This window comes from Ochrobactrum sp. 19YEA23 (genome assembly GCF_029909865.1).
GTDB lineage: Bacteria > Pseudomonadota > Alphaproteobacteria > Rhizobiales > Rhizobiaceae > Brucella > Brucella gambitense.
Genome location: NZ_JASAMQ010000005.1, coordinates 71,491 through 90,580, shown reverse-complemented (window position 1 = coordinate 90,580; position 19,090 = coordinate 71,491). Strand labels below are relative to the sequence as shown.

The window sequence follows — 19,090 nt, the reverse complement described above, 5'->3', positions numbered from 1 at the left end:
GCGGGCGGCATTGAAATTGACTTGTGGTCTATCACGCAAATTCTTAGCGGTAACTGAAACTTGTAACCTAAAGGCTTCCCATTTGGTCATAACCGTGTTACCAGCCGGTGCCAATTCAACCAAGTAAACCCTGATTGTCGCTGCTCCCGGACGTATCCCGGAGAGGCGGCTTTTCTTATTCAAAGGAATTGGCAATGGCAAAAATCGTGGAATCGCCCACCGGCGCTCTCGCTCTCACATTTGACGATGTGCTCCTGCAGCCGGGCCATTCCGAAGTCATGCCGGGTCAGGTCGATCTGCGCACCCGGATCGCCAAGGATATCGAACTCAACCTGCCGCTTCTCTCCGCCGCCATGGACACGGTGACGGAATCCCGTCTCGCCATCGCGATGGCGCAGGCAGGCGGCATCGGCGTCATCCACCGCAATCTCACGCCTGAACGTCAGGCCGAAGAAGTTCGTCAGGTCAAGAAGTTCGAATCCGGCATGGTCGTCAACCCGGTCACCATTGGCCCGGATGCGACGCTGGCCGATGCGCAGGCACTGATGAAGGCGCATGGCATTTCCGGTATTCCGGTCGTTGAAAACGCCGCCAAGGGTCCGGGCCGTCTCGTCGGCATCCTGACCAATCGCGACGTGCGTTTCGCCTCCGATCCAGCCCAGAAGATCTACGAACTGATGACCCGCGAAAACCTCATCACGGTTCGCGAAAACGTCAATCAGGAAGAAGCCAAGCGTCTTCTCCACGCCCACCGCATCGAAAAGCTGCTCGTCGTTGACGACAAGGGCCGTTGCGTTGGCTTGATCACCGTCAAGGATATCGAAAAGTCGCAGCTCAACCCGAATGCCGCCAAGGATGCGCAGGGCCGTCTGCGTGCCGCTGCCGCCACGAGCGTTGGCGAAGACGGTTATGAACGCGCCGAACGCCTGATCGAAGCAGGCGTCGATCTTCTGGTTGTCGATACGGCGCATGGTCATTCGCAGCGCGTTCTCGATGCCGTCGCACGCATCAAGAAGGCCTATCCGAATGTCGCCATTCTGGCTGGCAATGTCGCCACCGCAGGCGGTACGCAGGCATTGATCGATTCCGGTGCGGATGCCGTCAAGGTCGGTATCGGACCGGGCTCGATCTGCACCACGCGTATCGTTGCAGGCGTCGGCGTACCGCAGCTTTCGGCCATCATGTCGGCGGTGGAAGCAGCCCACAAGCAGAACATTCCGGTCATCGCCGATGGCGGCATCAAGTTCTCGGGCGATTTCGCCAAGGCGCTTGCCGCCGGTGCTGTCGCTGCCATGGCTGGTTCGCTTCTGGCCGGTACGGAAGAAAGCCCGGGCGAGGTCTATCTGCATCAGGGTCGTTCGTTCAAATCCTATCGCGGTATGGGTTCGGTTGGCGCTATGGCGCGCGGTTCGGCAGACCGTTACTTCCAGGCGGAAGTGCGTGACGAGCTGAAGCTCGTGCCGGAAGGCATCGAAGGTCAGGTCGCTTACAAGGGTCCGATCTCGGCTGTGCTGCACCAGCTTGCTGGCGGCTTGCGCGCCTCGATGGGCTATGTCGGCGCCAAGACGCTGGAAGAGTTCCGCGAAAAGGCAACCTTCGTGCGCATTTCCAATGCGGGCCTGCGTGAAAGCCATTCGCATGGCGTCGCCATAACCCGTGAAAGCCCGAACTATCCGGGCGGCATGTAAGGCAAACTCGCTTCAATTGAAGCGCATAAAAGCCGGAGCCTCGCGCTCCGGCTTTTGTTTTGATTTGGCGATTGCCTTTTGCCTGCAAGGAAGGCTATGCCGTGAAAGCTAATTATTAAGGAGAAGCAATGCGGCTTGGTGGACGCCTGCAGGCGGCAATCGAGGTTCTGGGCGATATCGAAGCGGGCAAACGCCCGGCTTCCGATGTGCTGAAGGACTGGGGTTCTGCTCATCGTTTCGCAGGCGCGGGCGACCGCGCGGTGATCGGCAACATCGTCTATGACGCACTGCGCCGTAAGCTTTCCATCGCATGGCGCATGGACGCCGACGATGCGCGCGCGCTGGCCTTTGGCGCTTTGCTGGCCGATGGCGGCATGGATATTGCAGCCATCGACGCGGCACTCGATGGCGACAAGTTTGCGCCCGAAACGCTGGAACAGGCACGCCGTATCGCATGGGAAAGCCGTGATAGCACTGCCGCACCGGATTATGTTCAGGCCGACGTGCCGGAATGGTGCGCCGCTTCGCTTCGCGAGCTTTTCGGTGAACGCTGGGTCGAGGAAGGCAAGGCGCTTGCCACGCGTCCGCCGGTCGATCTGCGCGTCAACAGCCTGAAAGCAAAGCCTGAACAGACGCTCGCAGCCTTGGAAAAGGCAGGTGCGGCTCCCGCGCCATTTCTGGCGCAGGCATTGCGCATTCCGCCGATTGAAGCGCTGGGCCGTCATCCGAATGTGCAGGGCGAACAGGCCTTTCTCGATGGCTGGTTCGAAGTGCAGGATCTGGGTTCGCAGCTTGCTGCACTTTTTGCCGGAGCCAAACCCGGCGAGCAGGTTCTCGATTATTGCGCCGGTGCGGGCGGCAAGACGCTGGCACTTGCGGCAGCCATGCAGAACAAGGGTCAGGTGCATGCCTATGATGCGGAGCGTGCGCGGCTTTCGCCCATGCATGAGCGCTTGCAACGCGCTGGCGTGCGCAACACGCAGGTGCATGGCAATCTGGATGCGCTCGACCCGCTTACAGGTCATATGGACCTTGTGCTGACTGATGCGCCTTGCACAGGCTCCGGCACCTGGCGGCGCAGACCGGATGCGAAATGGCGTCTCAACGACCAGCAGCTCGAACGCCGGGTTCAGGACCAGCAGGAAGTGCTGGAAGCGGCCAAGCATTATGTGAAGCCGGGCGGGCGTCTGGCCTATGTCACCTGTTCGCTGTTTGCCGAAGAAAACACGCGGCAGGTCGCGCGCTTTCTGGCCGACAATCCTGATTTCACGGAAATGCCCGCGCAAGCACTGTGGCAGTCCGTCGTGACGGACGCCGATGGCGCGGAACCGGTGTTTCCATCGCATGGCAGTGTGTTTTCCCCATTGTCCACCGGCACGGACGGGTTTTATGTAAGTGTCATGAAGAAAGCGAATTAAGACAACGGGGAATAAATGTCAGCGCATCGCATAGCCGAACCGGATTTCAAGGAACGCGTCGAGGAAAGTTTCGGGCGGCAGGCCGCCATGAAACTGATCGGCGCAGAGCTGACGCGATGCGAACCCGGTATTGTCGAAGTGGAAATGCCGTTCCGCGAGGAACTCACGCAGCAGCACGGCATTCTGCATGCGGGCATGATTTCTGCGGCGCTCGATTCTGCCTGCGGCTATGCAGCACTGACGCTGATGCCCGCCGAGGCTGCGGTGCTGACCATCGAATTCAAGGTCAATCTGCTTGCGCCCGGCAAGGGCGAACGCTTCCTGTTTCGCGGCGAGGTCACCAAGCCCGGCCGCACGATCATGGTCAGCGACGGGCAGGCTTTTGCCGTAACCGATACGGAAGTTCGTCTCATTGCTACAATGACCGGCACGATGATGGTCGTGCAGGATCGCAAAGGTTTGCAAGGATAGGCTACAGGGATGTTGAAGACCGTTGCCGGACGACGCCTGCTTTATGTCATGGCTGCCGACGCCGAATATGGGCGTCATCTGGCCAAGCTCTTCGATCCGCTGATGATCGGCGTCGGCCCGGTTGAGGCGGCGATCAACCTCTCCCGCGCATTGTTCCGCATGGAACGCGATGACGAGCAGCCCGATCTCGTGGTCTCGCTTGGTTCGGCGGGTTCAGCGAAACTGCCGCAGGCGGAAGTGTTTCAGGTTTCCGCAGTTTCCTATCGCGATATGGACGCCTCGCCGCTTGGTTTCGAGAAGGGGCTGACGCCATTTCTCGATCTGCCGAAGATGATCAAGCTGCCATATCAGGTGGAAGGCCTCGCCAGCGCCACGCTATCAACTGGCGCCAATGTGGTGTCCGGCAAGGTCTATGAAACCATCGATGCGGATATGGTGGACATGGAAACATTCGCCTGCCTGCGCGCCTGCCAGATTCATGGCGTGCCCTTATACGGCTTGCGCGGCATTTCCGACGGTGCGGATGAGCTGCATCATGTCGGCGACTGGACGCAATATCTGCATGTCATCGACGAGAAAATGGCTGTTGCGGTCGAAGAACTGGAAGCGGCGATTGCCGGTGGACTTTTGCCACCTCCTGACAATGGTGTGTCAGGATAGGCCTCATTCCTGTCACTGCGCTGTTGAGGGAAGCGCATATAATCCGTATATGCCCACCACATAAACATTGCATCCTCACCACTTTTTAAATAGATGCTGCACATGAGCACCACGGCACATCCTGACACAATCCTGATCATCGACTTTGGCAGCCAGGTCACGCAGCTGATTGCGCGACGTGTACGCGAAGCCAATGTCTATTGCGAAATCGTCCCGTTCCAGTCTGCGGAAGAGGCATTCCAGCGGTTGAAGCCGAAAGGCGTCATCCTCTCGGGCAGCCCGCATTCGACGACCGACATCGGCTCGCCGCGCGCGCCGCAGGCGGTCTTCGACCAGGGCATTCCGGTTCTTGGCATCTGCTACGGCGAACAGACCATGTGCGCCCAGCTGGGCGGCAAGGTTGAAAGCGGCCATGACCGCGAATTCGGTCGCGCCTTCCTCGACGTGCAGGAAGACAGTCCGCTTTTCGCTGGCATCTGGGCCAAGGGCACCCGCCATCAGGTCTGGATGAGCCATGGTGATCGCGTCACCTCGCTTCCTGACGGTTTCACCATCATCGGCACCTCGCCGAATGCACCTTTCGCGGCCATTGCCGATGAAAAGCGCAAATATTACGGCGTGCAGTTCCACCCGGAAGTGGTGCACACGCCGGACGGCGCGAAGCTGTTGCAGAATTTCGTTCATCGCATTGTCGGCGTGAAGCCGGGCTGGACGATGGGCGCCTATCGCGAACAGGCCGTCGAGGCAATCCGCAAGCAGGTTGGCAGCGGCAAGGTTATCTGCGCGCTTTCCGGCGGCGTGGATTCGTCTGTTGCAGCCCTTCTGGCACATGAAGCCATTGGCGACCAGCTGACCTGCATTCTCGTCGATCATGGTCTGATGCGCAAAAACGAAGCGCAGCAGGTCGTGGAAATGTTCCGCGAACATTATAACCTGCCGCTGATCCTCGTGGACGCAGCCGACCGTTTCATCGGTGAGCTGGAAGGCGAAAGCGATCCGGAAAAGAAGCGCAAGACGATTGGCCGTCTCTTCATTGAAGTGTTCGAAGAAGAAGCCAAGAAGCTCGGCGGCGCGGATTTCCTCGTGCAGGGCACGCTTTATCCGGACGTCATCGAAAGCGTTTCGTTCACAGGCGGCCCTTCGGTCACGATCAAGTCGCACCACAATGTGGGTGGCCTGCCAGAGCGCATGAAGATGCAGCTCGTCGAGCCGCTGCGCGAATTGTTCAAGGACGAAGTGCGTATGCTCGGCAAGGAACTCGGCCTGCCGGACAGCTTCATTGGCCGTCACCCGTTCCCGGGTCCGGGCCTTGCCATCCGCTGCCCGGGCGGCATTACCCGCGACAAGCTGGAAATCCTGCGCGAAGCCGATGCGATCTATCTCGACGAAATCCGCAAGGCTGGCCTCTACGACGCCATCTGGCAGGCTTTCGCCGTTCTGCTGCCGGTTCAGACCGTGGGCGTGATGGGCGATGGCCGCACCTACGAATTCGTCTGCGCACTGCGCGCGGTGACTTCGGTCGACGGCATGACGGCGGATTTCTACCACTACGACATGAACTTCCTTGGCAATGCGGCTACCCGCATCATCAATGAAGTCCGCGGCATCAACCGCGTCGTCTACGACGTGACCTCGAAGCCGCCCGGCACCATCGAGTGGGAATAATCCTGCAATAGTCCAAAACAAAACCGCCGGGGTTCTAAACTCCGGCGGTTTTGTTTTGATGGGCTGACAACAACCAGATCAGGGGTATTGCGCGCCGGTTACGGTCAGATAGACCGCATAAAGCGACTTCGTGGCGGCGATGAACAGGCGGTTGCGGCGCGGGCCGCCGAATGTCAGATTGGCAACCGTCTGCGGCGTCTTGATCTTGCCGAGAAGCGTGCCTTCCGGCGAGAAGCAATGCACGCCGTCGCCCGCGCTGGTCCACAGATTGCCGTCCGTATCGAAGCGGAAGCCGTCCGGCAGGCCCTTGTCGATGGTGCAGAACACACTGCCGCCCGTCAGGCGCTTGCCGTCCTCCACAACGTCGAAGACGCGGATGTGGCGTGGTGCGTTCTCGTCGTGGCTATAGGCGCTGTCGGCGACATAGAGTTTCGTCTCGTCTGGCGAAAAAGCCAGCCCGTTCGGCTGGTGGAAATCGGTGACGACGGCATCGAGTTCGCCGGTCTTCGGGTCGAGGCGATAGACATTCCGCGATGGCTGTTCCGGATCGGCCTTGTAGCCTTCATAATCCGCCAGAATGCCGTAGGTCGGATCGGTGAACCACACGGTGCCATCCGAGCGCACGATGACGTCGTTTGGCGCATTCAGCTTTTTGCCCTGATAGCTGTCGGCCAGCACGGTGATGCTGCCATCCGGCTCTGTGCGCGTGACGCGACGGCCGCCATGCTCGCAGGTGACAAGACGCCCTTCGCGGTCCCGCGTATTGCCATTGGAGAAATTGGACGGGTTGCGGAATACCGAAACGCCGCCGCCAACTTCGCCTTCAATTTCGCTTCCCGGCACCCAGCGCAGGATGCGCTGGTTCGGGATATCGCTCCACAGCAGGCAGTTCAGGTCGTTGAACCAGACCGGGCCTTCCGCCCAGCGGCAGCCGCCGTAAAGTTCGTCCAGATCGGCGCTCGGCACGATCATTTGCTTGAAACGTTCGTCGTGGATTTCGTAGATCGAAACAGTCTGAGACAAGGAAGATACTCCGAGAAATTTTAACGCTCTGCCCGACGGCTGCTGGCGAGGAAGATCACCGCGATGATGGTGACGCCAGTCAGCACGAGGCGAACACCGGCGCCGAAGCCGTAGGTGTTGAGCATCGAGACTATGAGGAACATGAAGAGTGCGGCACCCCAAATACCGGGGATGTTGGAATCGCCGCCCGCAACCGCCGTACCGCCGATGATGACGACAGCAATCGACATCAAGAGATATTCCGCGCCCATATTTAGCGCCGCGCCGCCCGAGAAACAGGCCAGCAGGAAGCCGCAGAGCGAGGCGAGTACCGCGCAGAGCAGATAGGTGACGAAGCGGGTGCCATCGACCGGAACGCCTGCCATACGGGCTGCGAAGGGGTTCTGGCCGATTGCCGAAATCCAGCGTCCATAGATACTCTTTTTCAAAAGCACCCAGCCGATCAGCGACAGGATCAGCGCCACGATGGCGACATTGGGAATGCCAAGCGTGGAGGCGGTGGTGAATTGCGAAAGGCTTTCCGGCGGTTTCACACGCAGGCCGCGATTGCTCCAGATGGCGGTCGACTGGATCAGGAAGCTCATCGACAGGGTGGCGATGATGGGCGGAATGCGCAGGAGCTTGATCAGCGCGTAATTGCAGATGCCGATGGCAAGGCCGATCAGTATGGCGACGGCGAGGCCTGCCAGCACCATGCCGTCCTGCGAATCCATGAGTTTCAACGCCAGTGTGGCGGCGAGCGTCATGTTGGCCGGGACCGACAGGTCGATATTGCCGGGTCCGAGCGTGATGACGAACATCTGGCCCAGCCCGACGATCACCGAAAAGGATGCGAAAGTGAAGGCTGCATGGGAAAGCCCGTGCGCGCCGGCACCTCCTGTGAACAGGATGGTGATGATCCACACCGCGGCGGTCGCGATAAACGACCATATCCACGGACGGCTGGTGAGTACAGACATGGCGTTCATTGCTTTTTCTCCCTCTTTTCGAGGCGGTTGAGGAAGAGGCGCAATGCCAGCACCACGATGAGAATGCCGCCCTGCGCGCCGATCTGCCAGTCCGGCGAAATGCGCATGAAGGAGAGGAACGAACCTGCAAGCGTCAGCGTCAGCGCGCCGATGACGGCACCGATGGGGGAAACGCGTCCGCCGACGAATTCACCGCCGCCCAGAATGACGCCCGCGATGGAAAGGAGCGTATAACGCAATGCGATATTGGCATCCGCCGAGGTGGTGAGGCCGACCAGTGCGATCCCGGCCAACACGGCGAAGAAGGCGGCCAGCGCATAGGTCGCAGCGCGGATGGCGGTGACCGACCAGCCTGCGCGCTCGATGGAGCGGGTATTGCCGCCCGCGCCGCGCATCAGCACGCCGAATGTCGAGCGCATGACGATGAAATGCGTAACGATAGCAATCACGATGCTGGCGACGATTGCCATCGGGATGAAAGGCGGCTTGGCCGTCATGATCCAGCGCGCCCAGTCCGGCGCCTGTCCACCGGGCGAGGGCAGGAGAAGAACGGCCAGGCCGCCCCAGACGAAGCTCATGCCCAGTGTGACGACGATGGAAGGCAGATTGCGCAGATGGATGATTGCGCCGAGAGCCGCATAGGCGGCGATTGCGGCTGCGAGGATCAGCACACCAATGAGGGGAGCCGTGTTGAGCCAGGTCGCCGCAACGCAGACGACAAAGCTCACAAAGGTTCCCATCGAAAGGTCGAGATCGTTGACGGCCATGATCAGCATCTGGGCGATGGTCGCCAGAGCGATAGGCACTGCCAGATTGAACAGCAGGTTCAGCCCCGTATAGCTCATGGCGCGCGGCTGCATGTAGAAGACGGCGGCAAGCAGCAGGACCAGCGAAAATACCGGCGTCAGCAGGCGGATGGAGGAAGAGGAAAGGCGCATTATTCGTGACCTCCCCCAGACGACATGGCGAAAGATGCTGCAAGCACGTTCTTTTCCGTAATGTCTTCGCCGGTCAGTTCCGCAACGATAGCGCCGTCGCGGAAAACATAGACACGGTCACAAAGTTCGATTTCATCCATTTCGGTGGAGTACCAGACGAAGGTGCGTCCGTTTTCGGCCTCATGCCGCAGGATTTCATAGACTTCCTGCTTGGTGCCGACATCGACGCCGCGCATCGGATCGTCCATCAAAATGGCGTTGGCGCTGGTCGCCAGCGCGCGGGCAAAAAGTACTTTCTGCTGGTTGCCGCCCGAAAGGGACAGGATGCGGTTGCCCATATCCGGCGTGCGGATCTGGATGCGGTCTTTCCACTGGCCGCCGAGCGCGTCTTCGCGCTTCTGGTCGACGAGCTTTGCCGACGACAGCCGGTCCAGCGAGCCGATGGTGAGATTGTGCAGAATGCTCCACAGCGGGAAGGTGCCGTTGAGACTGCGGTCGCCCGCCACGAACGCGATTTCGCATGTGCGGGCCGGCACCCAGTTGGGTCGCCGTGCATAGTAAAGATCGAGCAGCATCTTGGTCTGCCCGTGTCCGGCGAGACCGGCGAGGCCGATGACTTCGCCCTTGAATGCCTGAAACGGCTTGATGTCGCTGGTGCGCTTGGCAAAGGACAGAACGGGTGTGCCGCTCGCGTCAGTTTTCACCACGCGGCGCGCAGCCTTTTCGCGCTCTACGCTGCCCATGGCTTCGACGAGGCTGCGATTGGTGAAGTCGCTGGCCGCACGGTTGGCGACGACCTTGCCGTCCTTCATCACGACGATGCGGTCAGAAGTCGTGAGAATTTCGCCCAGCATATGCGAAATCAGGATAACGGAGCCGCCAGTGCCGACGAAGCGGCGCACATAAGCCATCAGCTGCGCAGCAATGCCTGCGTCGAGCGAGGAGGTGGGCTCATCGAGAATGACGAGCTTTGGCGCAGTGCCGGGCGCGGTGAAGTTGATGGCGATTTCGACCATCTGGCGTTCGGCGATGGAAAGCTCATCGATGGTGGAAGTGCAGTCGATCTTGTGGCCGGGGAAAATCTCGTCGAGCTTTTTTGCAATCAGTTCAATGGCCTTGCCGCGCCAGCTCGCGCCGGTCAAGTCGCGCTGCATGATGCGGACATTTTCGGCAATGGTGAGGTTTGGAAACAGCGACAATTCCTGAAACACGCAGCGAATGCCATGCTTGCGTGCCGTTGCCACGCCATGTCCCGCTTCGCCATGATAGGAAATGCTGCCCTCATGCGGGGAAAGCCCGCCATTGATGACATTGACGATGGTGGATTTGCCAGCGCCATTATGGCCGACCAGTCCCACACATTCGCCTTCGCGGATCACGAGTTCGGCGCCATCCAGTGCTTTTACCGCACCGAACTGCACGCGAATATTGCGTGCGGCGACGACCTCCTGTTTCTCTGCTGTTTCTGTCATACACTCAACTAACGATTGGACGTTTCCGGCGAAGCCAGCAAAGGGCTAGGCCGTCGGAAAGGCGTCAAAGTAAAGGGACAAAGAAGGGGCGAGGATGAACTCGCCCCTCATGTTTTAGGCCGATCCGCTTATTTCGCGGCGTCGATAACCTTCTGCGCATCTTCCAGCGCATATTCGACATTGGCAACGCCACCCTTCTGGGTGTTGGCCAGATCCTTGTCGAGCGATTCCTGGCTGACGCTGAGGAACGGAACGACGAGGTCCTTCTTCACTTCCTTGCCGTCGAGAATCTGCTGTGCGACCCAGAAAGCCAGCGTGGATACGCCCGGTGCAATCGAAACCGACATGGTTTCATAGCCGTTGGCGTCTTTCTGCTGCTTCCACCACTGCAGTTCGTCTTCACGGTTGCCCATGATGATGGTTGGCGTTTCGCGCTTGGCGGCAGCAAAGGCTTGTGCAGCGCCATAGCCGTCGCCGCCCTGCGTTACGACAGCGTCGACTTTCGGCAGGCTCGGCAGGATACCGGCAACAGCACGCTGCGCAACGTCGGCAGCCCAGTCACCGTTGACCGAACCGACAACCTTGAACTTCGGGTGCTTCTTCACGCCTTCTTCGATACCGGCATGAATATTGTCATCGACCGAAACACCGGCGAGGCCGCGGATTTCAAGCAGGTTGCCGCCATCGGGGTAACGCTTTGCAAGATAGTCGATCTGGCCTTCGCCCATGGCCTTGAAATCGACTGCGATGCGCCATGCGCAAGGCTCGGTGACAATACCGTCGAAGGAAACGACGGTGATGCCGGCATCGCAGGCTTCCTTGACTGCGCCGTTCAGAGCGGTCGGCGAAGCGGCATTGATGACGATGGCGTCATAGCCCTGCAGGATCATGTTCTGGATCTGGGCGGCCTGTTCCGTCGCCTGATTTTCGGCGGTCGTGAACGGATCGGCGGCAGCCACCACGCCAGCCTTGACGGCTTCCTTGGTGATCTTGTCCCAGCTTTCCAGCATGGCCTGACGCCAGGAATTACCTGCGTAATTGTTCGAGAATGCAATCTTCTTCGATGAAGTGTCGGCGAGCGCGCTGCCTGCCGCAAAAACGCCTGCCAGTGCTACAGACGCAAAAAGGATTTTCCCAAGCTTCATTCTTTCCTCCCGGTTGCAAATATTCCGCCCCGCAGCGCCCCGGCGCTTCGGTTCGTTGAAATTGAGTATGGTGCGAAGCCTCCCGCACCGCCGCTCCTCAACGGCACCAACCGCAATTGACGTGATTTCACTCTTGTCTTGCGGGCAATTTTCTGGTGAAGCGAAGATGGAAGAAGCGGCGCGGTCTGTGAAGGCCGAATGCAGCAACTGAGCTGCGGGTTCCCGCAGCAAAATTGCGGTTTCCCGCAAGACACGCCAAGGAGGGCGCGTCTTATTATAAGAGCCTGTTCCAAAAGTCGCCCTGTGTGGCTGCAAATGGCAATTTTCTGCATTCCGGTGCTCACGTACCCAAAAGTACGCTCCGCTCCGGTACTCGAAAATCATCATTTTCGCACACACATGCCGCTTTTTGATTCAGGCTCTAAGTCTCATAAAGATGAGAGTAACTTGCGTTTGGAGGAGAAACGCTTGGCCGAACTCGCGCCCAGACAGCAGGATAGCAAGCACGATCACGGGCAGGCTGAAAACCTCCTTGATCACTATTTGAACATTTCCCGGCTGCTGGCGGGGCAGCTCGATTTCGATTCCATCATTCAGGCGGTGGCAGCAGAGATTGCCTGCATCCTGCCCTATGACCATCTCGACGTCTGCATCAAGATGCTCGATGGCAAGTTTCACATTGCCTATGAGGCCGGTATTGCGACCGCCTGGAGCCGCAATCCGCCAGCGCTTCTGTCTGGCAGTCCGATCCGCACGCTGTTGTCGGGCGAGGCGGGTTATCTCCTGACTGACGATGCGCGCACCGATCCGCGGTTTCATTTCGAAGGCTCTTTTTCAAGCCCGATCATCGAGCATGATCTCAAGGGCCGCGTCCATGTTCCGCTCAAGGCGCAGGGCGATATCATCGGTGCACTGAGCTGTTCCAGCCTGACACCTGCCTGCTATTCCATGCGCGACGTGGAGAACGGGCAGTCGATCGCCGACCTCCTGGCGCCTTACTTTTTTGCCATTCGCGCTGCCGAGCAGGCCAAGCGTTCGGCCATCGTGGAAACGGAAGCCCGCGCCCGCGAGGAAGGCTTGCGGTCTGGCGCGCTGAAACTGACCGAGGCCTTGGAAACCGAACGGCACCGCATCGGCATGGATTTGCATGATCAGACGCTGGCCGATCTCACCCGGCTTGCTCGTCACGTCGAGCGGCTCACCCGCGCGCCGGATCTTTCCGGCGAACAGCTAGAGCCGCTGTTTCGCGGGCTCCAGCATTGCATGCGCGATTTGCGACAGATCATCGAGGAGGCCAAGCCCTCCATTCTCCAGCTATTCGGTTTCGTTCAGGCCACGGAAAACCATCTCGACCGTTCGGTGCGCGACAGCGATGCCGCGATTGAATGGACGCTGGACGACCAGAGCGACGGCATGGCCGACAGGCTGGAAGAAACGGTCGCGACATCGCTGTTTCGCATCGTTCAGGAAGCGATCAACAATGTCATCCGCCATGCTCATGCCAGCGAATTGCGGGTGAAGCTGAGCGACAGGGGCGGGCGGCTTCTGGTGGAAGTGATCGATAACGGTATCGGCACCGACCGTCCGGCCCAGCGTCCAGGTTCGGCTGTGGAACTGACGCCCGAACTCACATTGGGTCACGGCATCGACAATATGCGCACCCGTGCGCGGCTGATTTCGGCGGGCTTCGCCATCCGCAAAAATGCGACAGGCCCGGGAACCAGTGTAACGGTTCTTTTGCCGCCGGAAATGTGCAAACCGATGAATGGAGAGAGTGATGCAGGTTCTGATCGTTGAGGATGACCCGCTGCATCGCACTTATCTGGGCGAGGCGGTACGGGCAGCACTGCCGGAATGCAGCGACATATTCGAGGCCGGAAACGGGTCGGCGGGCGAGAAACTGGCGCGCCAGCATCGCGACGCGCATATCGTGATGGATTTGCAGATGAACGGTCGCAACGGCATCGAGGCGGCGCGCACCATCTGGAAGGAAAACCCCGAAACCCGCATCCTGTTCTGGTCGAACTATGCCGATGAGGCCTATGTGCGCGGTGTGTCGCGCATCGTGCCGGAAGGTGCGGCCTATGGCTATGTGCTGAAATCGGCTTCCGACGACAAGCTACGGCTGGCGCTGCGCAGCATTTTCGTTGAGGCGCAATGTGTCGTCGACCGGGAAGTTCGTGGCCTGCAGCAGAAGAGCCTCAGCCACGCCAGCGGCTTTACTGAGAGCGAATATGAAATCCTGATCGATATTGCGCTGGGCCTGACGGATAAGATGATTGCGCGCCGTCGCAATCTGTCTTTGCGCAGCGTTCAAAATCGCCTGCAGCAGCTTTATGAAAAGCTCGGCGTCTATCAGGAAAAGAGCGATACCGACGAGGGACGGTTCAATTTTCGCGCCCGCGCCGTGACCGTGGCGCTGTTGCGCAAACTGTTGAATTACAGTGCGCTGGAACGCGCGGAAGCCGAACTCAACGATTGGCTGAGCCGGCAAGCTTCCTAGCCCTCACGTCCAGAAGTAACGCACGAAGTGAAAGAACACCGGCGCTGAAAAGACGAGGCTGTCGGCGCGATCGAGCATGCCGCCATGGCCCTCGATCATGTGGCCCCAATCCTTGACACCCCGGTCGCGCTTGATGGCCGAGGCCACCAGCCCGCCAAAAAAGCCCATGACGCAAGAGACCGCTGCCAGCGCACCCGCCTGAAGCGGTGAGAAAGGCGTAAGCCAGGCAAGTCCTGCACCCAGCAGCGATGCGCTGGCCACACCGCCGACAAAGCCTTCCCAGGTCTTGGATGGCGAGATATTCGGCGCGATGCGATGTTTGCCGAACAGTTTGCCGAACACATATTGCAGCACGTCGCTGCCCTGCACAGTTGCGACCAGAAAGGCGATCAGCAGCAGTTTTTCACTGTCATAGCCGGGGATATCCAACGTCATCAGCGCCGGAACATGGCTGATGCAATAGACCGACAGCATGATGCCCCATTGCTGTTCGCTGATGCGTTCGAGAAAGCGCGATGTATCGCCGGAAAGCGCGGTCAGCACCGGCATGGCGAGGAAGCAATAGACCGGGATGAAGATCGAATAAAGCCCATACCATTCGATCCAGATCAGATAATATTGCACCGGAATGACCAGCAGGAACATGCCGAGCAGGATGCGGTGGTCGCTGCGGCGGGTCTGGGTCAGCGTCACATATTCGCGCAGCGATGCGAAGGATACGAGCGCGAACAAAATGATCACGCCGCCTTTCCCAAACAGGAAGGCGATGCACATGGCCGCGATCATGATCCACCATGCCTTGATGCGGGCATTGAGGTTGACCAGTGTGGATGAAAGCGGCTTCGGCGCGCGCCAGGACAGAACGGCGGCGACGATGCTCGCCGTTCCCAGAACGCCCATGAGGCCGATGAATAATTGGGTTGTTTCGCTCATGGGCGGTTCCCGTTTCTGGGCTGTATATCGAGAAGTTGCTGGCGGGCTCGCGTCAGAAAATCCTTGCGGTCCTCGCCGTCGCCAAGCTGCACAGGCGCACCGAAAACGACGCGGCACAGCAAAGGCACCGGCAGGGCGGCGCCTTTCGGCAGCACGCGCGACATGTTTTCGATCCAGCAGGGGACGAACTCGACATCGGGCCGCGCCAGCGCGAGATTGTAGAGACCGGAGCGAAAACGCAGCAGCGGCTCGTCCGTCATGTTGCGGGTGCCTTCCGGGAAAATGATCAGCGAATGCCCATCGGCCAACGCGGTCAGCATCACTTCCATAGGGTCTTGCGTGCGTTCCACCCAGTTCCGTTCAACCAGAACCGTGCGCAGCAGCACTTCGGCCATGAATTGCCGCACGCGATTGGCGCGCCAATAATCTGCGCCCGCCACGGCGCGGGTGCGCGCCCGTTCTTCCTGATTGAGACAGGAGGCGAGCAGGATGAAATCGCCATGGCTGGTGTGGTTGGCATAATAGATGCGCTGGTTACGCGAGGGGCCCGTGCCGCTCCAGATAGGGCGCACGCCGGTGATGCCGCGTGACAGGATGGCGAGCAACGAGCCGAACAAAGATTGCACCTGATGACGAATGATGGTGCGCATGTCAGAACTCCGCGCCCGGCGGCAAAAGCGCCAGCAGGCTTAACAGGACGATAGCCAGTCCGAGAAAAAGATTGAGACGCCGGGCAATGCGGCGCGATCCCGCAATGCGGTTCGACAGCGGGCGCAAGGTCGGTTGTTTTGCGCGCAGGCCCATTCGTTCCAGAATGGAATCGACCTCAGCAAGGGCTGCCTTTTCATCGTCACCAGCGGCGATCATCCGAAACAGGGCGGCGTCGAACAGAAGATGCGCGGCAATACCCAGCGCAATCAATGTGCTTGCCAACAACACAGGCCAGATCAGCCAGAAGGCAAGGTCGTGCTGCGCGCGCAGGAACGGCGCTGCACCGATCAGAATAATCGCGATGCCAAGCCCGATAAAGGCGTGGCTGCGCAAGGCTTTGGCGCTATGTGCGGCTGGAGAGATCATTCCCGCACCTCATGCGAGTGCAGGCGGAGCGGCCAGCCCTTGGCGCGGATGAGGTTTTCGGCCTCACGGGCGCTCGTCGCATGCCCGGCTTGCACCAGCCAGTCGACGGCGACGGTTGCGCTTCGCTGGAAACCAAGCGCGCAGCAAATCAGGACCGGGCCTGTATGACGGGCGGCTTCGACAGCATCGGCGGCGAGCCGAAGCTTTTCCGGCGACGGCGGCAGCAGGTCCATGGAGCAGAAGCTCTTCCAGTTTTCCACACCGGACGGCGCGGCCATTTCGGCAGTGAGATCGATGACGGTCGTGAAGGCGCGGGCTTCGTTTTTCGAGGGAAAGCGACCGAGAAACACAGTGTCGGTCAAAGCAACATTGGGCGGCAATTTGCGCGTCCAGAAACGGACATTGAGGCGCGCAAACAGCCGGTAGGGTGCGAGCAGCCAGCGGCTTGCGAGGCTGACCGTGCCGTCGGTCCGTTTCTGGAAGACGTCCGGACCCGCACCGAAATAGCCTGCCGTGACGATGGCCAGTGCAAGGGCTGGCCAGAACCCGAAAATCGCATAGCCGGTCAGGCTCAGGCCATAGACGCCAAGCGCGAGTAACAAAAGCGCGCCCGCCAGATAATAACTGCCGAGACGCCGCGCTTTTGCATTGTCAGTCAGATGAAACCCGGCGAGCGGTGATGGGCCGGTGCGCGGAAACAGCCAGAGCACGAAAAAGCCAAGCAGTGCCCCTGCCGGAATATCGACCGCATGGTGCTGATAGGTTGTCAGCACCGACAGGCCGATCAGCAGGCACCAGATATGCCAGACGATACGGAAGCCGCTGCTCATGATGCGGCGCATCTGGTCCCAGATGACGATCAACAGAGCGATATGCAGCGAAGGCGCCTGATTGAACGGCTTGTCGAAACCGCCCAGCACATCAAACATGAAACCCGGCAGCCCTGACGTCTCGGGCTTCACAAAAGTCGCGGTCAGCGGAAATGCAACGAAGCAGATGACGGCGATGATCTGCGCCGTCAGATAACGTTTTGCCAGACGGTCCACCTGTTCGGGGCCTTCATTGACGAAAAGCGCAATGGCGTAGAACAGATTGACCGACCAGTAGGGCACGATGCTCCAGGCAATGAACGGTACGCGGCTTTCCCAGCCAAGCGCCAGATTGGGAACGTCGCCACGCAGCGAAGCGAGCCAGTTGGCGGTGCCATAGGTCAGGTAGAAAAAGGGACCGAGAAACAACAGCCATAGAATGGCGCGCCGGATGACCGGCCGCCGCGATGAACTGTCGATTCCCCCCAATGCTGCTGTCACGCGTCCGGCTCTCCGATGCGTTCGGCGATTGAAACAGAGAAAATGCCCCATTGGTCGATGCGCTGTTCCAGCTTGCGATAACCGGCCTTTTCCACCAGCTGATCCATTTCGCCCTGTGTGCGGCGGCGCATGATCCACGCCTCGCCGCCACGATGCGAGGTCAGCGCACGGGCGATCATTTCAAGCTGCGGATGCCATGGCTGGTTGGTGTAAATCAGCAGGGAGCCTGGCTTTTGCGCACGAGCCAGTCCCGATAGCGAGCGATTAATCAGCGCATTGTCGGCAAAAAGCTCATAAAGGCCCGACACGATTGCCAGATTTGGCCGGGGTTCGACGGTGGCGAGGCTTTCCGCGTCGAAGGCATCGCCTTCTTCCATATGCGCAATGGCCTCCAGCCCGCGATCTGCAATCAGCTTGCGTCCGGCAACCACATTGATCGGCGAATAATCGCGCAGATGAATGCTGTCGGGCATGATGCCCGCACGCGCCACCGCATCGATCACATAGCGGCCATGGCCACAGGCGATATCGAGGATATTGGTGGGGCGGCCTTCGCTTTTCAGGCGTGTCAGCGCCTTGCCGATCAGCTCTTCCAGATGCACCTTGCGCTGGCGGATGCCGCGCCAGCCAATGGCGTCGAGAAACTGCCTGTCGATCAGTTTGCCGCCAGGGCCAAACCCGCGTGTCTCGTTTTCATAGACATAATCGAGTGTGGAACCGGAATCGAAGCCCGTGCGCTGCCCCACTTTCAGCCCTTCGGAGAAAAGCGCGCCAAAGGCGATGGAGGAGCGGGTCGAAGCCCAGTAAAGCCCGCGCGGCGACAGCAGCGGCAACGGGCTGGAAAGCCGGTCGGCTTCATCGCGCGTATAGCCAGTAGTATGCGCTTCGGTCTGGTCGGCGCGCTGCGGCTCTTCGGCAAAGCGTTGGTCGATGAAGGTCCTGATCTTGTCGATGGCCTGCTTGCGGTCCTTCTCGCCCAGCGTATCGTGATAGAAACCTTTCAGCACATGCCGCTCCTTGATGCGGCTGCCGAGATTTTCGAAAAAGCGATGCTGGGGTGTCGGGCGCACCACGAAATCGCTGCCGGAAATCAGAAGCTGCGTCGGCACGGTGATGGCGCGGGCATCGTCCACCACGCGCTTTGCCGCTTCATGAAGCTGCAGCAGAATATGCGAGGCAATGGGGCGCGTGATCAGGGGATCAGTGCGATAGGATTCGATCCGCTCAGGATCATGGGTCAAAAACTGCGGCTTGACGTAGGAATTGACGTAGAACGTGCCCTTCAGCTTCTGCCACAGCGCAATGCCTTCCTTGGCGAAAGGCACATAAAGCTTGATGTCGAAGGCGGGCGAGGCCAGCACCAGCGCACGAATATTCGGCGCATAGTCATGCACCCATGCGGCGGCAAGCACCGCGCCCACGCTCTGCGCGACAATGGCGACATCTTCAACGGCAGCGCCGGTTTCTTCGCGTATATGCGCGACAAAGCTGTCGAGATCGCGGATTGAAGCGCCAAAGGACGGCGAGAAGCCGCGTTCGCCGGGCGAACGTCCGTGGCCGCGAGCATCCCACGCATAAAAGGCGAAATCATCGAGGCCGAGTTCATCGACCAGATGTGCAACACGTCCGCTATGTTCGTGGCCGCGATGCAGCAGGACGATCACGCCTTTCGGTCGTGCCGATGCGGCGGGCCAAACGCGATAGAACAGCGATGTACCGTCATGGGTTGTAAACTGGGCTTCAGTTGCTTCGCGATGTGCCGTCTTGTGCGTCGGCATTTCAGCGTGCTGGCTCATCCGGTTCCTCCCCAATTGCCTAG

General features: G+C 59.7%; 17 protein-coding genes. 7 read left to right on the top strand and 10 right to left on the bottom strand.

The features are described from left to right. The first annotated feature begins 194 nt into the window (after positions 1-194). The 5 genes from guaB (at position 195) to guaA (ending at position 5,902) form a co-directional block, all read left to right on the top strand. Positions 195-1,688, top strand: a complete 1,494-nt coding sequence (gene guaB, locus QBD01_RS14345; RefSeq protein WP_280993354.1) for an IMP dehydrogenase — start codon at positions 195-197, stop codon at positions 1,686-1,688. Between the two features lie 128 nt (positions 1,689-1,816). Next, positions 1,817-3,106, top strand: coding sequence for an RsmB/NOP family class I SAM-dependent RNA methyltransferase (locus QBD01_RS14340; RefSeq protein WP_280993353.1), 1,290 nt, complete (start codon positions 1,817-1,819; stop codon positions 3,104-3,106). Positions 3,107-3,121: 15 nt separating this feature from the next. After that, positions 3,122-3,577, top strand: a complete 456-nt coding sequence (locus tag QBD01_RS14335; protein ID WP_078338159.1) for a PaaI family thioesterase — start codon at positions 3,122-3,124, stop codon at positions 3,575-3,577. 9 nt (positions 3,578-3,586) lie between these two features. Further along, positions 3,587-4,237: a 5'-methylthioadenosine/S-adenosylhomocysteine nucleosidase gene (locus QBD01_RS14330; RefSeq protein ID WP_280993352.1), complete on the top strand. Its 651-nt coding sequence runs from the start codon at positions 3,587-3,589 to the stop codon at positions 4,235-4,237. 102 nt (positions 4,238-4,339) lie between these two features. Next, complete coding sequence (guaA, locus tag QBD01_RS14325) at positions 4,340-5,902, top strand: glutamine-hydrolyzing GMP synthase (protein WP_078338405.1); 1,563 nt, start codon at positions 4,340-4,342, stop codon at positions 5,900-5,902. A gap of 78 nt (positions 5,903-5,980) precedes the next feature. Here guaA and QBD01_RS14320 read toward each other — a convergent pair whose 3' ends face one another. The 5 genes from QBD01_RS14320 to QBD01_RS14300 form a co-directional block, all read right to left on the bottom strand. Continuing rightward, positions 5,981-6,874 (bottom strand): SMP-30/gluconolactonase/LRE family protein, encoded by an 894-nt coding sequence (locus QBD01_RS14320; protein ID WP_280993570.1) that lies wholly within the window; start codon positions 6,872-6,874, stop codon positions 5,981-5,983. A gap of 71 nt (positions 6,875-6,945) precedes the next feature. Further along, a complete protein-coding gene (locus QBD01_RS14315) occupies positions 6,946-7,893 on the bottom strand; it encodes an ABC transporter permease (RefSeq protein ID WP_280993351.1) in 948 nt (315 codons plus the stop codon). After that, positions 7,890-8,831 (bottom strand): ABC transporter permease, encoded by a 942-nt coding sequence (locus QBD01_RS14310; RefSeq protein WP_280993350.1) that lies wholly within the window; start codon positions 8,829-8,831, stop codon positions 7,890-7,892. Before QBD01_RS14310 ends, QBD01_RS14315 begins: the two co-directional genes overlap by 4 nt. Beyond that, positions 8,831-10,303 carry a sugar ABC transporter ATP-binding protein gene (locus tag QBD01_RS14305; protein ID WP_280993349.1) on the bottom strand — a complete coding sequence of 491 codons (1,473 nt, stop codon included), beginning with the start codon at positions 10,301-10,303 and terminating at the stop codon, positions 8,831-8,833. The genes QBD01_RS14310 and QBD01_RS14305 overlap by 1 nt, the downstream gene beginning before the upstream one ends. Positions 10,304-10,431: 128 nt before the next feature. Further along, positions 10,432-11,448 carry an ABC transporter substrate-binding protein gene (locus tag QBD01_RS14300; protein WP_182521373.1) on the bottom strand — a complete coding sequence of 339 codons (1,017 nt, stop codon included), beginning with the start codon at positions 11,446-11,448 and terminating at the stop codon, positions 10,432-10,434. 447 nt (positions 11,449-11,895) lie between these two features. Here QBD01_RS14300 and QBD01_RS14295 point away from each other — a divergent pair, with 447 nt between their 5' ends. Next, positions 11,896-13,245: a GAF domain-containing sensor histidine kinase gene (locus QBD01_RS14295; RefSeq protein WP_392391411.1), complete on the top strand. Its 1,350-nt coding sequence runs from the start codon at positions 11,896-11,898 to the stop codon at positions 13,243-13,245. Then, a complete protein-coding gene (locus QBD01_RS14290) occupies positions 13,226-13,951 on the top strand; it encodes a response regulator transcription factor (RefSeq protein WP_280993348.1) in 726 nt (241 codons plus the stop codon). Before QBD01_RS14295 ends, QBD01_RS14290 begins: the two co-directional genes overlap by 20 nt. A 3-nt stretch (positions 13,952-13,954) precedes the next feature. Here QBD01_RS14290 and QBD01_RS14285 read toward each other — a convergent pair whose 3' ends face one another. Genes QBD01_RS14285 through QBD01_RS14265 form a run of 5 tightly spaced genes read right to left on the bottom strand, consistent with a single transcriptional unit; the run spans position 13,955 to position 19,049 of the window. After that, the gene (locus tag QBD01_RS14285) at positions 13,955-14,884 is read right to left on the bottom strand and encodes a phosphatidate cytidylyltransferase (RefSeq protein ID WP_280993347.1); all 930 of its coding nucleotides are present in this window, start codon (positions 14,882-14,884) and stop codon (positions 13,955-13,957) included. Next, complete coding sequence (locus QBD01_RS14280; protein WP_280993346.1) at positions 14,881-15,534, bottom strand: lysophospholipid acyltransferase family protein; 654 nt, start codon at positions 15,532-15,534, stop codon at positions 14,881-14,883. The genes QBD01_RS14285 and QBD01_RS14280 overlap by 4 nt, the downstream gene beginning before the upstream one ends. Before the next feature lies 1 nt (position 15,535). Next, the gene (locus tag QBD01_RS14275) at positions 15,536-15,961 is read right to left on the bottom strand and encodes a hypothetical protein (protein ID WP_280993345.1); all 426 of its coding nucleotides are present in this window, start codon (positions 15,959-15,961) and stop codon (positions 15,536-15,538) included. Next, on the bottom strand, positions 15,958-17,271 hold the full coding sequence (locus QBD01_RS14270) for a phosphatase PAP2/dual specificity phosphatase family protein (protein ID WP_280993344.1): 1,314 nt from the start codon (positions 17,269-17,271) through the stop codon (positions 15,958-15,960). The genes QBD01_RS14275 and QBD01_RS14270 overlap by 4 nt, the downstream gene beginning before the upstream one ends. Continuing rightward, a complete protein-coding gene (locus QBD01_RS14265) occupies positions 17,268-19,049 on the bottom strand; it encodes a bifunctional alpha/beta hydrolase/class I SAM-dependent methyltransferase (RefSeq protein ID WP_392391420.1) in 1,782 nt (593 codons plus the stop codon). Before QBD01_RS14265 ends, QBD01_RS14270 begins: the two co-directional genes overlap by 4 nt. Positions 19,050-19,090: the final 41 nt, after the last annotated feature.

Coding starts and splice junctions, on each gene's coding strand:
- QBD01_RS14285 (WP_280993347.1), bottom strand. CDS start 14,884: ATGAGCGAAACAACCCAATTATTCATCGGCCTCATGGGCGTTCTGGGA.
- guaB (WP_280993354.1), top strand. CDS start 195: ATGGCAAAAATCGTGGAATCGCCCACCGGCGCTCTCGCTCTCACATTT.
- QBD01_RS14290 (WP_280993348.1), top strand. CDS start 13,226: ATGCAGGTTCTGATCGTTGAGGATGACCCGCTGCATCGCACTTATCTG.
- guaA (WP_078338405.1), top strand. CDS start 4,340: ATGAGCACCACGGCACATCCTGACACAATCCTGATCATCGACTTTGGC.
- QBD01_RS14265 (WP_392391420.1), bottom strand. CDS start 19,049: ATGCCGACGCACAAGACGGCACATCGCGAAGCAACTGAAGCCCAGTTT.
- QBD01_RS14320 (WP_280993570.1), bottom strand. CDS start 6,874: ATGATCGTGCCGAGCGCCGATCTGGACGAACTTTACGGCGGCTGCCGC.
- QBD01_RS14340 (WP_280993353.1), top strand. CDS start 1,817: ATGCGGCTTGGTGGACGCCTGCAGGCGGCAATCGAGGTTCTGGGCGAT.
- QBD01_RS14280 (WP_280993346.1), bottom strand. CDS start 15,534: ATGCGCACCATCATTCGTCATCAGGTGCAATCTTTGTTCGGCTCGTTG.
- QBD01_RS14300 (WP_182521373.1), bottom strand. CDS start 11,448: ATGAAGCTTGGGAAAATCCTTTTTGCGTCTGTAGCACTGGCAGGCGTT.
- QBD01_RS14335 (WP_078338159.1), top strand. CDS start 3,122: ATGTCAGCGCATCGCATAGCCGAACCGGATTTCAAGGAACGCGTCGAG.
- QBD01_RS14315 (WP_280993351.1), bottom strand. CDS start 7,893: ATGAACGCCATGTCTGTACTCACCAGCCGTCCGTGGATATGGTCGTTT.
- QBD01_RS14305 (WP_280993349.1), bottom strand. CDS start 10,303: ATGACAGAAACAGCAGAGAAACAGGAGGTCGTCGCCGCACGCAATATT.
- QBD01_RS14275 (WP_280993345.1), bottom strand. CDS start 15,961: ATGATCTCTCCAGCCGCACATAGCGCCAAAGCCTTGCGCAGCCACGCC.
- QBD01_RS14310 (WP_280993350.1), bottom strand. CDS start 8,831: ATGCGCCTTTCCTCTTCCTCCATCCGCCTGCTGACGCCGGTATTTTCG.
- QBD01_RS14330 (WP_280993352.1), top strand. CDS start 3,587: ATGTTGAAGACCGTTGCCGGACGACGCCTGCTTTATGTCATGGCTGCC.